Origin of the sequence: Stutzerimonas nitrititolerans, from assembly GCF_003696285.1 — a bacterium.
Lineage (GTDB): Bacteria > Pseudomonadota > Gammaproteobacteria > Pseudomonadales > Pseudomonadaceae > Stutzerimonas > Stutzerimonas nitrititolerans.
The window spans coordinates 67,057-81,902 of the sequence record NZ_RFFL01000007.1 but is presented as its reverse complement, the minus strand read 5'-3'; the positions used below and the strand labels follow the sequence as shown (position 1 = coordinate 81,902).

Sequence of the window (14,846 nt, the reverse complement as noted above, 5' to 3'; positions counted from 1 at the left end):
GTCGTTGGGCGAACAGTGGCAAGCCTTGTCCGCCAGGGAAGTTTCGTCCGCTGGGTGAAAAGCGTTGCGTGATTCCACCCGGCGGAGTTGTTTCAGGTGCTCCAGATACGTGGCGGCATGGCTTGGCGTCCCAGAAGTTCCGGGCGCAGCAGACGCCACAGTTCGATCAGCCAGGCGCGGGCATGCAGCGCTTCGTGGGCCAGGCAGCGCCCGACGAGCAGGCCCGGCAATTGCGTCAGGTCGCCGCGAACCTGGCTCGGCACCTCGCGGCAGCGTTCCAGCAGCGCGGCATCGATTTCGCCGCTGGCGATCAGCGTGGCGAACACCGGCTGGCCGTCGAGCCCGATCGGCGAGTCCAGCAGCCCGTCGCCGCCTGCGACGCGCTGGCGCTCGTGCCAGAGCAATTCACCGTCACGGCGAATGTCCAGCCGTGCCTGGAAGTGCCCGGTATCGAAGCGTTCGCTCGCGGCAGGGCGACCTAGGGCGGTGACGTCCCAGTAGAACAGGCGCGCATCGCCTTCCAGTTCGATGAGCGTGCTCAGCTCGGCCTGGGCGCCGCAATAGACGATGGTTTCCTGTGGCAGCCATTCCAGCGTGGCGCCGGCTTCGACGTGCAACTGTAAGTGCTGAGACGCAGGACCCGTGGCGCGATACCACTTGGCCGCACCGGGGCTGGTCAGCTGCGCCCAGGCACTGGCGCCTACCCGCGCTTGGATGTCCAGGCGGTCGCCGCCGGCAATCCCGCCGGGCGGATGCACGATGATGTGCTGGCAGACCTCCGGGCCTTCGGCATACAAATGCTTCTGCACCCGCAGCGGGCCGCTATGGCGGCGCAATACCGGGCGCGTCGTCTCGCCGAAACGCGTGTAACCGAGTTCCAGTTCGGCGTGCCAACGAGGGGTGAACAGGGGCGTCAGCGCGGTCATCGAAAAGCATTCTTGGGCAGTTGAAAGGCCGTTCAGCAATAGTCGTGCCTTGCGAGCGGTATGGCCGCTGCACCTTGATCGCAGCCAGTAGTAACAGGATTGGGGTGTCAGGCTTTGCACCAGCCTGGTGCTTGGTGCGCGCGGTTTCTTTGTTGCGCCCGAAATTGGTGCGGCGACCGGAGCGGCCGAATGAATTCGGTACTACAAGGGTAGGCATTGCGCTGGTGTGGCAGCGATCACACGCCCGTAGGGCCGAACTTGTTCGGCCGACATGCACGCTATAGGGTTTCGCATCTCTCCACCGCACGGACATACGGACATGTCGCGCGATGCTCTACGGCGGGGTCGTTATTCCGCGCCCGGTCAGCTTTACCACGTCACTAGCTGTACAAAAAACCGTCAGCCACTGTTCTCGGACCCGGCCTGCGCGCGCCTGGTCATTGGCCAGATGCGCGTCTTGAATGACGCCACTTGGGTTTCCACGCTCGCCTGGGTATTGATGCCGGATCATCTGCACTGGTTGTTCGAGCTTGGTGAGCAGCGCTCGCTCGATCAGGTGCTGAGATGCTTCAAAGGTCGCAGCGGGCAACTCCTCAGCCGAGCGCTGCAACGACCTGGTTCGGTCTGGCAACCGGGCTATCACGATCATGCCTTGCGTTACGAAGAAGACGTCCAGGCGATTGCACGCTACATCGTCGCCAACCCGCTGCGTGCCAGGCTGGTGGAGCGTATCGGCGATTATCCCTGGTGGGATGCGGTGTGGTTGTGAGAGTTGGGGCCTAGCGTTGGGTTGGCTAGGGCGCAGTCATCCCAGCAGCTCCTTGAGCGTTTCCAGCGTATCGGCTTCCTCGACCGGTTTATCGAGACGCCAGCGCAGCATCCGCGGGAATCTCACCGCGATGCCGCTCTTGTGCCGGCTGCTGGTGGCGATGCCTTCGAAGCCCAGCTCGAACACCAGCGTCGGTGTCACGCTGCGCACCGGGCCGAACTTTTCCACGGTGGTCTTGCGGATGATGGCATCCACCTGGCGCATCTCTTCGTCGGTGAGGCCCGAATAGGCCTTGGCGAAGGGCACCAGCTTGCGCTCGGGCTCGCCCGGTTCGCCGTCCCACACGGCGAAGGTGAAGTCGGTATAGAGGCTGGCGCGGCGGCCGTGGCCGCGCTGGGCATAGATCAGCACGGCATCCACCGAATAAGGGTCGATCTTCCATTTCCACCAGAGCCCCACGTCCTTGGTGCGGCCGACGCCATACTGGGCGGCGCGCGCCTTGATCATCATGCCCTCGACGCCCAGGGCGCGAGAGGCTTCGCGCTGGCGGGCCAGGTCCTGCCAGTCGCTTCCGGTGACCAGGGGCGAAACCATCAGGCGCGGGTTGGGGCATTGCGCGGCCAACGTTTCGAGCTGCTGTCGGCGCTCGTGGTGAGGGTGTTGCCGCCAATCCTCGCTTTGCCATTCCAGCAGGTCGTAGGCGAGTACGGAGACGGGCGCCTCTTCCAGCACCTTGGCGGTGAGGTTCTTGCGGCCGATGCGCTGTTGCAGCAGGGCGAAAGGCTGCACGCCGAAACTTTCGAGGATGGGCGCTGCGGTATCGATGCCGGGCAGCGCGGCGGGCGGCTGCTCGGGCGGATGTCTCCAGACCAGGATCTCGCCATCGATCACCGTGCCGTCCGGCAGGCAGCTGGCCAGCTCGCACAGCTCGGGAAAGCGCTCGCTGACCAGCTCCTCGCCACGCGACCAGATCCAGATCTGCCCGTCACGCTTGACCAGTTGCGCGCGGATGCCGTCCCACTTCCATTCGACCAGCCAGTGTTCCGGCGCTCCGAGCAGCGTGTCGAACTCGTCCACCGGCGCCTGTAACGAATGGGCGAGGAAGAAGGGATAGGGCTGGCCACCGCGCTGGGCATGCTCGTGTTCCGATTCGTCGGCGATCAGCGCCAGGTAGCCTTCGGCGCTGGGCCGGTGGGAGAGGTCGGTGTAGCCCACCAGGCGCTGCGCTACCCGTTTCGGATCGAGGTCGGCCAGCGCGGCCAGGGCACGGGTGACCAGCAGCTTCGAGACCCCGACCCGGAAGGCGCCGGTGATCAGCTTGATGCTGACCATCAGGCTGAGCCGGTCCAGTTGCGCCCAGAGCTCGGGCAGGCGCGCGGCCTGCTCTTCGGGTGGCAGGCCGCGCAGGGACAACAGCCTGTCCTGCAGCCAGACGGCCAGGCCTTCATCGGAGCTGTGGCTAACCTCGGGCACCAGCAGGGAAATGGTTTCGGCCAGGTCGCCAACGGCCTGGTAACTCTCCTCGAACAGCCATTCGGGCAGCTGCGCGACCGCTATGGCTGTCGCGCGCAGCACCTTAGCCGGCACCAGCTGGCGTGGCCGGCCACCGGCCAGGAAGTACACCGCCCAGGCCGCATCGGCGGGGTCGGCTGCGCGGAAATAGTCGCGCATGGCGGCCAGCTTGGCGTTGTTCGAGGTGGTGGCATCGAGACGGCTGTAGAGGGTGGCGAAGGCTTTCATCGGATTCTCTGACGATGCAGCGTTGCTATTCAGACGCGCAAGGGCAGGAGGGGTTCGTGTCCGTTTCGCGACGGCGACCGTCCGCTGCGCCTGCGCAGCGAGGCGTCATACGCGGCGATGCTGTGCTGCCAGCCACTTGGAGCACGCTCATGCTGAAACGACCGCAAGACAAATACCGTCCCTTTCCCGCTGTATCCCTGCCGGACCGCCAGTGGCCGTCCCGTACCCTGACGCACGCCCCGCGCTGGTGTTCCACCGACCTGCGCGACGGCAACCAGGCCCTGATCGAACCCATGAACGCCGAGCGCAAGGCGCGCTTCTTCAACCTTCTGGTCGCGCTCGGCTTCAAGGAGATCGAGGTGGCGTTTCCTTCGGCCTCGCAGACGGACTTCGACTTCGTCCGCCAGCTCATCGAGCAGCGACGCATCCCCGAGGACGTCTGCATCCAGGTCATCACCCAGGCCCGGGAGGACCTGATCCGCCGGACCTTCGAGTCCTTGCGTGAGGCACCGCAGGCCATCGTCCATCTCTACAACGCCACGGCGCCGCTGTTCCGCGAAGTGGTCTTCCGCCAGGACAAGGCCGCGACCATCGATCTGGCGGTCAGGGGCACGCGGCTGATCCGCCAGTTGTGCGAGGCGCAACCGCAGACCCGCTGGACCTACGAGTATTCGCCGGAAACCTTCTGCTTCACCGAACTGGAGTTCGCCCTGGAAATCTGCGAGGCAGTGGCCGAAGCCTGGCAGCCCGATGCGCAACGGCCGCTGATCCTCAACCTGCCGGCCACCGTGGAAGTGTCGCTGCCCAACGTCTATGCCGACCAGATCGAATGGTTCTGCCGGCGGTTCGGGGCTCGCGAGGCGGTGACCATCAGTGTGCATCCGCACAATGACCGGGGCACGGGGGTGGCCTGTGCCGAGCAGGCTCAACTGGCCGGGGCGCAGCGGGTGGAAGGCTGCCTGTTCGGCAATGGCGAGCGTACCGGCAACGTCGACCTGGTGACGCTGGCGATGAACCTCTACACCCAGGGGATCGATCCGGGGCTGGATTTTTCCGATATGCGCGAAGTGGTGCGGCTGGTGGAGGCCTGCAACCAGTTGCCGGTGCATCCTCGTCATCCCTATGCGGGCGAGCTGGTGTTCACCGCCTTTTCCGGCTCGCACCAGGACGCGATCAAGAAGGGCTTCGCGGCGCAGGCCGAACGCAGCGACGGGCTCTGGTGCGTGCCCTATCTGCCGCTGGACCCGGCCGATGTCGGCTGCAGCTATGAGGCGGTCATCCGGGTCAACAGCCAGTCGGGCAAGGGCGGCATCGCCTGGCTGCTGGAGCAGGATCACGGGCTGCGGCTGCCACGCCGGTTGCAGATGGAGTTCAGCCGCATCGTCCAGCTGCGGGCCGACGAAACCGGCCGGGAACAGTCCTCGGCGCAGCTCTGGCAGCTGTTCCGGCAGACCTATGGCTTGCATGGGCAGGCCGAGCTGAGCCTGCTGGATTACCGGATCAGCGGGTCCGGAGATGCCGACCGGCTGCATGGCTTTTCCGGCCAGGTGCGCCGCCGCGACGAGGTCATCTCGCTGCAGGGGCAGGGTAATGGTGCACTGAGCGCCGCGGTCAATGCCTTGCGCGGCGCCTTCGACCTGCAGCTGGAAATCCTCGACTATCAGGAGCACAGCCTCGGTCGCGACACCGCCAGTCGGGCGGTGAGCTATGTCGAGTGCCGGGGGCCGGAGGGCCGGAGCCTGTTCGGCGTGGGCATCGATAGCGATGCCACGGCGTCCGCGATTCGTGCGCTGATCAGCGCCACCGCGCGGTTGTTGCGCTAGTCACCCTCGGCGCCATGCGCCGGGGTGTCGCCGAAGTACTGGCTGGGTGGCACGCCCAGGGTGCGTCGGAACATGGCGCTGAAGGCGCTGGGGCTGTCGTAGCCGAGATCCAGCGCTACCTCGATGATCGGGCGCCCGGCGGCCAGCGCATCGAGACCCGCCAGCCGGCGGGCCCGCTGCAGCCACTGGCTGAAGCTCAGCCCGGTTTCGCGCTGGAACTGCCGGGTCAGGGTGCGTCCGCTGATACCCAGCCGCTCGGCGCTTCGCTGCAGGCTCCAGTCGTCCGCCGGCCGACGGCGTATGGTCCGGCACAGCTCGGCCAGCGCCGGATCGATCGGCAGCGGGACGTGCAGCGCGAGGATCGGCAGTACGCGCAGCTCATCGAGGATCAGCTCCATGATCCGCTCCTCCCGACCTCCGGGCGGGTAATCGTGCGCGACCCGCATGGCGGCGATGATCAACTGGCGCAGTAGAGGCGTGATGTCCACCACCCGGCAGGCGGACGGTAGATCGGCCCTGGCCAGGCTGTCGACGAACAGGGTACGCATGCGCACCCGCCCGGCGAATTTCAGATCGTGCTCCACCTGCGCCGGTAACCAGACACCGCGACCCGGTGGCACCACCCAGCTGCCCAGCGCGGTATTCACCGTGACCACGCCGCTCAACGCATGGACCAGCTGCGCCCGGGAGTGCCGGTGTACCGGCACGCGCTCGCCATGGGCATAGTCCTGGGCGATGGCGCAAACCGGACTGGCGAAAGGATCATCGAAGGGATCATGGAGCATCGGGGAGGGCTTCCCTTGGAACGAGCGCCCATTGTGGACCAAGTGCCTATCGGGCATCACCCGCAGAGGTTCCTTCGTCGGCCTCGGACTCGTCCTCGTCGCCGTATTCGGTCTCGAATGCCTGCGCATCGAGGCCCTGTTCGCGCAGGTAACGCACCAGTATCGGTACCGAACCATGGGTGACCATCACCCGTTCGGCACCGGTCTCGCCGATGGCCCACAGCAGACCCGGCCAGTCGGCGTGGTCGGACAGCACGAAGCCGCGGTCGACGCCACGCCGCCGGCGGGTGCCGCGCAGCATCATCCAGCCGCTGGCGAAGGCATCGGCATAATCGCCGAAGCGGCGCATCCAGTTGCTGCCGGCGGTCGACGGCGGGGCGAGCACGATCGCCTTGCGCAGCAGCGGATCGCTCTTCTTCAGGTCGCCGGCATAGACGGTGGGCGGCAGGTATACGCCCGCGTCGCGGTAGACCTTGTTCAGCGGTTCGACCGCGCCGTGCACCACCACTGTGCCGATGCTTTCATCGAGCCCGTGGAGGATGCGCTGGGCCTTGCCGAAGGCGTAGCAGAACAGCACGCTGGCGCGGCCCGCGGCGGCGTTGGCGCGCCACCAGTCGTTGATGTCGCGGAACACTTCGCTTTGTGCGGGCCAGCGGTAGATTGGCAGGCCGAAGGTGGATTCGGTGATGAAGGTATGGCAGCGCACCGGTTCGAAGGGCGCGCAGGTGCCATCCGGCTCGACCTTGTAGTCGCCCGAGGCGACCCAGACTTCGCCGCGGTATTCCAGGCGTATCTGCGCCGAACCGAGCACGTGGCCGGCGGGGTGGAAGCAGAGTTTCACACCGTGATGGTCGATGGCTTCGCCGTAGGCCAGCGTCTGCAGCGGCATGTCGGCGGCGATACGCGAACGCAGGATGCCTTCGCTCTCGGCGGCGGCGAGGTAATGCCCCATGCCCCAGCGCGCATGGTCGCCGTGGGCGTGGGTGATGACGGCACGCTCCACCGGTCGCCAGGGGTCGATGTAGAAATCACCGGGCGGGCAATAGAGGCCTTCGGGGCGGGCGACGACGAGATCCATGGGCACAGGCGTTCTGAGGGCTTGCAGCTTTGGAACCTGTCGGGGTTGCGTGAGTTCGGCTGTCGCGTATGCCTGAGCGCCGTGAATCCGTAGACGGAAGTTCCTTGTTCACGAAGCATCGTCAGGTTGCGTGAGCCGGCGGATTTAAATCCGCCCTACGGGACGAGCCATGGTTGGCTCCGTAGGGCGGAAATTTTTCCGCCATCCGACCGTTGCCGGGCGGCGTGCGCTTGGCGGATCGAAGCCGTTCCAGGTCAGCGAATCGCGCTCAATCCGCCAACTTCAGGTGCGAGGTATCCGGTGCGGGCAGGTCGGTTGCCCGGCGGCGCTCGCTCATGTCGCTGCCCAGCGGTGCCAGGCTGAACTGGGACAGGTCCAGCGCCGGTGTCTGTATGGGCGCGCGCGTGTCCTGCAGGTCGGCGCCGACCGGTGCGATGCCGAAATCCGGTGCCTCGACGTCGACGAAAGCGGCCATGTATTCGTCGCGCGGTGCGACTTTCAGCGGTTGGGGCGCGACTGCGGATTCCGAGGGCACCGGTGCCGCTTCGACAGGCGGTGGCGCCAGTTCGATTTCTTCGACGTCGACCGGCATCGGCCTGACTTCGACCTGGGCGCCGGCGCGCTCCATGGCCTGGCGATACTTCTCCACGGCGGCGAAATCCAGGTTCTGCTTGATGACGATGCGCCGCCCCGAGAACAGCTGCGCGATGCGCTGGGCATCGGCCTGGAACAACTTGCTCAGGTTGGCTTCGACCTGCTCGAGGCGGGCACCGGGAAGCAGTTGGCCGGAGAAGGCGATTTCGTAGAGGCTCATCGGCATGTCCTTGTCTGGTTCGATGGCGTGGTGGTGAGAGCTTGGACTAAAAGCAAAGCGTCAGCCAGCCCGGAAAGACGCCGCTGTGCACTGGATTGCTTGTGCGCTACGAGGGAAATTTCAACCTTCAAGCGGTGCCAGCAGCGCGTCGATATCGCTCTGTTGCAGCCGCCAATCCGCATCACCAGTACCCTCGAGCACGCTGGCGGCCAGCTCGGCCTTGCGGGTCTGCAACTGCTGGATTTTCTCTTCCACCGTACCCCGCGCGATGAGTTTGTAGACGAACACCGGCTTGTCCTGGCCGATGCGGTAGGCGCGGTCGGTGGCCTGGTTTTCCGCCGCCGGGTTCCACCAGGGGTCGTAGTGGATCACGGTATCGGCAGCGGTCAGGTTGAGTCCGGTGCCGCCGGCCTTGAGGCTGATCAGGAACACCGGCACCTCGCCGTTCTGGAAGCGTCGTACCGGGGTGCGACGGTCACGGGTGTCGCCGGTGATCTGCACGTAGTCGATGCCGCGCTGCTGCAGGCTTTCCTCGATCAGCGCCAGCATCGAGGTGAACTGCGAGAACAGCAGCACACGGCGGCCCTCGGCGAGCTGTTCCTCGAGCATCTCCAGCAGGCTGTCCAGCTTGCCGGAACTGCCGCCACGCGGGCGTTCCGTGGCGCCCTTGATCAGGCGCAGGTCGCAGCACACCTGGCGCAGCTTGAGCAGGGCTTCGAGGACGACGATCTGGCTGCGCGCCAGGCCCTTGCGGTCGATCTCATCGCGCACCTTGTGGTCCATGGCCAGGCGCACCGTCTCGTACAGGTCGCGCTGTGCTGGGGTCAGCTCCACCCAATGCAGGATCTCGGTCTTGGGTGGCAGCTCGTGGGCGACCTGCTCCTTGCGGCGTCGCAGCAGGAAGGGCCGGATACGGCCGATCAGGTGCTGCAGCCGGTCGCTGTCGCCGTGCTTCTCGATAGGGGTGCGATAGGTCCGGGTGAACGTCCTGGCATCGCCCAGCCAGCCGGGCAGGAGAAAATGGAATAGCGACCAGAGCTCGCTCAGGTTGTTTTCCAGCGGCGTGCCGGTCAGGCACAGGCGCTGTCGGGCCACGAGCCGGCTGGCGGCCTGCGCGGCCTTGCTGCTGGCGTTCTTGATGTTCTGCGCTTCGTCGAGCACCAGCACGTGCAGCGGCAGTTCGAGCCACTGCTCGATATCACGTGGCAGCAACGCATAGGTGGTCAGCAACAGGTCGTAGCCCGCGATCTCGGCGAAGTGCTTCTGCCGGGAGGGGCCGTGCAGCGTGAGTACCCTCAGCTCAGGCGTGAAGCGCGCGGCCTCGTCCTGCCAGTTGGGAATCAGGCTGGTGGGCATCACCACCAGAGCGGGACGATCCAGGCGTCCGGCCTGTTTTTCCAGCAGCAGATGGGCAAGGGTCTGCAAGGTCTTGCCCAGGCCCATGTCGTCGCCGAGGATGCCGCCCACTTCCAGCGCCCGTAGCGTTTGCAGCCAGCTCAACCCTTCCAGCTGGTAGGGCCGCAGTTCGGCGTTGAGGCCGGTCGGCGCCGCGCAGGGTTGTCGAGCGAAATCCTGCAGGCGGCGGGCGAAGTCGCGCAGCCGCTCGCCGCCGTGCCATTCGAGTGGCAAGGCTTCGAGGCCGCCCAGACGCGCGGCATCGAGCCGTTCCAGGCGCAGCCTGTCGCCGCTCGGCTGTTCGCGCAGGTAGAGCTCGCCGAGGGTGGCGAGGATGGGTTTCAGCCGGCCGAAGGGCAGCAGCACCTGCAACGGCCGGTCATCCACCGCGCTGCGTTTGCCCAGCGGCACCCGCAGCATCTCGTCGTCCGCGCGCCTGGCCAGGTTGGTCGGGGCGAGCAGCGCCGGATTCTTGCGGATCACGTCGAGCAGCACCGGCAGCAGGCTGATGCGCTCGCCCTCGACCAGAATGCCCAGCTCCAGATCGAACCAGCGCTGTTCGGGCGTCTCGCCCAGCTCGGCATACCAGTCATCCACCGAGGCCAGGTCATAGGCGAAACCTGGCTGAACGACGATCCGCCAGCCTTGCCGGCGCAGCTCCGGCAGCTGCTCCTGGGTGAAATGCAGCCAGGCGGCCTCGTTGGGCAACTCGTACATTTCGCCCGAATCCTTGGGCAGCGCCTGGCTCTGGCGCAAGGCCGCGCGAAAGCCCAGCTGCTGCAGCTGCTGGCGCAGTGCCTGTTCGGCCCCGGGCTGTCGGGCGATGCTGAGTATGTGGTCGCCCTCGGCCTGGCGCAGGCGCTGCTCGCCCTTGAACTTGCCGTGGGCCGCCACTTTGCCGTAGACAAAAGCCAGGCCGGCGCGATGCTGCTGTTCGTTGACCATCCGCCCGCTCCCCGGATGATAGACGCGGGACTGGTGACTGCCGAGGGTCAGGCGGGCGATGGGCTGCAGCGTATCGATGCGGCGTTCCTCGGCTCGGGCCGGGGCCGGCAGCTGGGGTGCGATCTCGTTGAGCGACAGGCTGAACAGGCCCGCCTGGCTGGAGGTCACCGGCGGGGCTTCGAGCAGATGACGGGCCAGCGGCGCGGCCAGGCCGTGCTGGATCAGACCGACTTCGTTGGTGGTTTCGTCGAGGTAGTAAAGCGGGTCGACGGCGGTGAGGGCTGTGGCCGTATCCTCTTCCAGCACCAGCTCGGGCCGAAGGGAACCGTCGGTCCGTTGCATCCAGTCGAAGCGGGCCGGGCGGTTCTGGCCGGCCTTCAATGGCGGTCGTTCCCAGTCAAGGAAGGCGCGCCCGCTTTCCAGCAGCAGGCGCAGGGCTTCGCCGCCGTTCTCGCCGCTGAGCGTGAAATGGCTGCCTTGGTGCCGGCACAGCGTCAGCAGGGCCGCGATGTGCAGATCCAGCGGTTGCATGAAGCGCGGTTGGCGGAAGGTCGCTTCGTGCATCGCCTGGTAGGGCTCCCTTGCGGCTATCGTGCCATCCTTGTGCAAGCGGACCTTGGAGACCTCGACCTGTACGTCCGCTCCGATCCGGTAATGAAGACAGCCCTGCGGGGTGTCGGGGTTGTCGCCCAGCGCCCTGGGCAGTTGCGAAAGCCATTGGCGCAGGGTGTTCGGAAGCTCGCCGTCGGCCTGGGCATCGTCATCGGCGGCGTGCCGCATCTGTTCGAGATGAAGGATGACGGCGGCGGCATGTTTGCAGGAAAGGCCGACCGGGCAGGTGCAGACGCAGCTGAGCCTGTCGCGCTTGTCGAGCATCAGCGACTGGCGGTAGCGATTGCCGCCGGAGCCGCGACAACTCGCCTCGACGAAGCGATCCTCCTCGCGCATGAGGATGACGCGGTTCTCATCGGCGTATTGCCGCCCTCTGGCCAGGGCTCCGTCGGAAAACGACAGCTGCCAGCCGGGCGGCAGGTGGGCGAGAAAGTCACCGGGCATGGTTCAGCGGCTCGCCGCGACGGCGCGCCAGGGTCGTCGCGACCCGTGGCATTGCCTCATTCCGCGGGTGCCAGGCGTTCGAGCAGCGCTTCCAGCGTGTTGAAGCGCTCTTCGGGCCGCTCCATGGGCACCTGGAATTTGAACACCGTCGCCCCCTCGAACTTGTAGCGCTTGGGCTGGGTCTGGATCAGCTTGATCAGCGCCATCGGGTCGACCGGCGTATCGGCGGCGAACTCGATGCGCCCGCCCTGCGGGCCGGCGTCGATCTTGGTGATGCCGAGCTTCTCGGCCTGCAGCTTGAGCAGCGTCAGGCGGATCAGGTGCTTGGCCGGTTCCGGCAGCAGGCCGAAGCGGTCGATCATCTCCACCTGCAATTCGTTCAGGCCGTCTTGGTCGGTGGCGTTGGCGATGCGCTTGTAGAGGATCAGTCGCGCGTGCACGTCCGGCAGATAGTCTTCGGGGATCAGCGCCGGAATGCGCAGGTTGATCTCCGGGCCACCGCCCAGCGGCTGGTCCAGGTTCGGCTGTTCGCCTTTCTGGATGGCCTTGACCGCACGTTCGAGCATTTCCATGTAGAGGGTGAAGCCGACCGCCTGGATCTGCCCGCTCTGGCCTTCGCCGAGCAGTTCGCCAGCGCCGCGGATTTCCAGATCGTGGGTGGCCAGGACAAAGCCGGCCCCCAAGTCCTGGGCATTGGCGATGGCCTCCAGGCGCTTTTCCGCATCTGGCGTCATCTGCTTGCGCGGCGGCGTCAGCAGGTAGGCATAGGCCTGGTGGTGGCTACGGCCGACGCGGCCGCGCAGCTGGTGCAGCTGGGCCAGGCCGAACTTGTCGGCGCGCTCGATGATGATGGTGTTGGCGCTGGGCACGTCGATACCGGTCTCGATGATGGTGGAGGCCACCAGCACGTTGAAGCGCTTGTGGTAGAAGTCGCCCATCACCTGTTCCAGCTCGCGCTCGCGCATCTGCCCGTGGCCAATGCCGATACGCGCCTCGGGCACCAGTTCGGCGAGGTCGGCGGCGCATTTCTCGATGGTCTTCACATCGTTGTGCAGGTAATAGACCTGGCCGCCGCGCAGCAGCTCGCGCAGCAGTGCTTCCTTGATGGTCGGCTTGTTGGCCTCCATGACGAAGGTGCGCACCGAGAGGCGGCGTGCCGGCGGTGTGGCAATGATCGACAGGTCGCGCATGCCGGCCACGGCCATGTTCAGGGTGCGTGGAATCGGTGTGGCGGTCAGCGTGAGGATGTCCACCTCGCTGCGCAGCGCCTTGAGTTGCTCCTTCTGGCGCACGCCGAAACGGTGTTCCTCGTCGATGATCACCAGCCCCAGGTTGGTGAACTTCACATCATCCTGCAGCAGCTTGTGGGTGCCGATGAGAATGTCCACCTTGCCTTCGGCGAGTTCGTTTACCGCCGCTTGGATTTCCTTCGCCGACTTGAAGCGGCTCATCACCTCGACCTTTACCGGCCAGTCGGCGAAGCGGTCGCGGAAGCTGTTGTAGTGCTGCTGGGCGAGCAGCGTGGTGGGGACCAGTACGGCGACCTGCTTGCCGCTGTGAACGGCGATAAAGGCCGCGCGCATGGCCACTTCGGTCTTGCCGAAGCCGACATCGCCACAGACCAGGCGATCCATGGGTTTCGGCGCGAGCAGGTCGGCGCGCACCGCGTCGATGGCCGCCTGCTGGTCCGGGGTTTCCTCGAAGGGGAAGCCGGCGCTGAAGGTGTCGTAGTCCAGCTGCGGATCCTGGAAGGCATAGCCTTGCCGGGCGGCGCGGCGGGCATAGATGTCCAGCAGTTCGGCGGCAACGTCGCGTACCTGTTCGGCGGCCTTGCGCTTGGCTTTCTGCCATTGCTCGGAGCCGAGTCGATGCAGCGGCGCCAGGGCGTCGTCGCTGCCGGTGTAGCGGGCGATCAGGTGCAGGCTGGCTACCGGCACGTAGAGCTTGGCTTCCTCGGCGTATTGCAGTTGGAGGAATTCCGCCGACTGGCCTTCGATCTCCAGGGTGATCAGACCCTGATAACGGCCCACGCCGTGGTCGATATGCACCACTGGTGCGCCTTCACGCAGCTCAGTGAGGTTCTTGATGACGTTCTCGCCGGCATCGCGGATCTTCTCGCGCCGGCGGCGCTGCATGATGCGCTGGCCGAACAGCGGGCTTTCGGCGATCAGCGCCAGCTGCGGCTGTTGCAACAGCAGGCCGTCGTCCAGCGGCGCGATGCTGATCGCCAGGCGTTCCTTGCTCTGCAGGAATGCCGGCCAGCCATCGACTTCCTGCGGACGCAACTTCAGGCGGGCCAGCAGTTCCAGCAGTACTTCGCGGCGACCGGCCGATTCGGCGGTGAGCAGCACGCGACCGGGGAATTCGTCGAGAAAGCGCCGCAGCGCCCCCAGCGGTTCGCTGGCCTTGGCTTCGATGGCCAGCTCCGGCAGCGGGCTGGCGGGGAAGCGCTCACGGCCGATGCCGGTTTCCACATCCTCCTGGCTGGCGATTACGCGCGGCCACAACTTGAGACGGGCGAAGCAGTCCTCCACCGGTACGAACAAATCGGTGGGCGGCAGTAGCGGGCGCTCGGGATCGACGCGGCGTTCCTCAAAGCGGTTGCGCACATCCTTCCAGAACTGCTCGGCGGCCTGCTCGATGCCCGGCAGGGAGAACACCTGAGTGTCCTCGGGCAGGTAGTCGAACAGGGTCGAGGTCTCGTCGAAGAACAGCGGCAGGTAGTACTCGATGCCCGCCGGTGTGATGCCGGTGGAGAGGTCCTGATAGACCGGGCAGCGGCGGAAATCCACGTCGAAGCGCTCACGGAAGCGTGCGCGAAAGCCAGTGACCGATTCCTTCTTCACCGGGAATTCGCGGGCCGGCAGCAGGCGCACCGAATTGACCTTTTCGATGGAGCGCTGGTTTTCTGGGTCGAAGGTGCGCAGCGTCTCGATCTCGTCGTCGAACAGATCGATGCGATAGGGCAGGGTACTGCCCATCGGGAACAGGTCGATCAGCGCGCCGCGCACGGCGAACTCGCCATGCTCGTACACCGTGTCCACGCAGCGATAACCCGCGGCTTCCAGGCGCGAACGCATCTGCTCGACATCGAGCTTCTGGCCGACGTCCAGCACCAGGCTGGAGCCCAGCAGAAAGCGCTTGGGCGCCAGGCGGTGTAGCGCAGTGGTGATCGGAACTACCAGTACCCCATGGGTCAGTTCAGGCAGCTGGTAGAGCGCCGCGATGCGCTGGGAGATGATGTCCTGGTGCGGCGAGAACACGTCGTAGGGCAGCGTTTCCCAGTCAGGGAAATGCAGCACCGGCAGCTCGGGGGCGAAGAAGGCGAGTTCTTCCTTGAGGCGCTCGGCGCTCTGGCTGTCGGCAGTGAGAAGAAGGGTGAAGCGCTTTGCGCTGCTGGCGGACTCGGCGATGGCCAGGCTCAGCGCGGCTCCGGGAAGATTGCCCCAGGTTTGCTTGCCGCTGGCGGCAGGCATGGGCGGAAGGCGCAGTACGGACACGAGTGGACGTGACTC

Annotated in this window: 9 protein-coding genes; 2 read left to right on the top strand and 7 right to left on the bottom strand. The window is 66.0% G+C overall.

The genetic code is table 11. From position 1 onward, the window contains the following. Positions 1–92 precede the first annotated feature (92 nt). Positions 93–926 carry an urease accessory protein UreD gene (locus tag EA795_RS10525; protein ID WP_122077082.1) on the bottom strand — a complete coding sequence of 278 codons (834 nt, stop codon included), beginning with the start codon at positions 924–926 and terminating at the stop codon, positions 93–95. A 319-nt stretch (positions 927–1,245) separates the two neighbouring features. Between EA795_RS10525 and EA795_RS10520 the strand changes: the two genes are divergently transcribed. Continuing rightward, the gene (locus EA795_RS10520; RefSeq protein WP_122077079.1) at positions 1,246–1,695 is read left to right on the top strand and encodes an REP-associated tyrosine transposase; all 450 of its coding nucleotides are present in this window, start codon (positions 1,246–1,248) and stop codon (positions 1,693–1,695) included. A gap of 36 nt (positions 1,696–1,731) precedes the next feature. Here EA795_RS10520 and EA795_RS10515 read toward each other — a convergent pair whose 3' ends face one another. Further along, on the bottom strand, positions 1,732–3,435 hold the full coding sequence (locus EA795_RS10515; protein ID WP_122077077.1) for an ATP-dependent DNA ligase: 1,704 nt from the start codon (positions 3,433–3,435) through the stop codon (positions 1,732–1,734). 149 nt (positions 3,436–3,584) lie between these two features. On the opposite strand from EA795_RS10515, the gene leuA reads away from it, so the two are divergent. Then, a complete protein-coding gene (gene leuA / locus EA795_RS10510) occupies positions 3,585–5,258 on the top strand; it encodes a 2-isopropylmalate synthase (RefSeq protein WP_122077074.1) in 1,674 nt (557 codons plus the stop codon). Here the strand turns inward: leuA and EA795_RS10505 are convergent. The 5 genes from EA795_RS10505 to mfd form a co-directional block, all read right to left on the bottom strand. Further along, complete coding sequence (locus EA795_RS10505; RefSeq protein WP_122077070.1) at positions 5,255–6,043, bottom strand: AraC family transcriptional regulator; 789 nt, start codon at positions 6,041–6,043, stop codon at positions 5,255–5,257. The genes leuA and EA795_RS10505 overlap by 4 nt on opposite strands. A 46-nt stretch (positions 6,044–6,089) precedes the next feature. Further along, positions 6,090–7,121 carry a ligase-associated DNA damage response exonuclease gene (locus EA795_RS10500; protein ID WP_058077476.1) on the bottom strand — a complete coding sequence of 344 codons (1,032 nt, stop codon included), beginning with the start codon at positions 7,119–7,121 and terminating at the stop codon, positions 6,090–6,092. A gap of 268 nt (positions 7,122–7,389) precedes the next feature. Beyond that, on the bottom strand, positions 7,390–7,935 hold the full coding sequence (locus tag EA795_RS10495) for a hypothetical protein (RefSeq protein WP_122077066.1): 546 nt from the start codon (positions 7,933–7,935) through the stop codon (positions 7,390–7,392). Between the two features lie 120 nt (positions 7,936–8,055). Next, the gene (locus EA795_RS10490; RefSeq protein WP_122077063.1) at positions 8,056–11,331 is read right to left on the bottom strand and encodes a DEAD/DEAH box helicase; all 3,276 of its coding nucleotides are present in this window, start codon (positions 11,329–11,331) and stop codon (positions 8,056–8,058) included. Between the two features lie 56 nt (positions 11,332–11,387). Further along, a complete protein-coding gene (gene mfd, locus EA795_RS10485; protein ID WP_122077060.1) occupies positions 11,388–14,831 on the bottom strand; it encodes a transcription-repair coupling factor in 3,444 nt (1,147 codons plus the stop codon). Positions 14,832–14,846 lie beyond the last annotated feature (15 nt).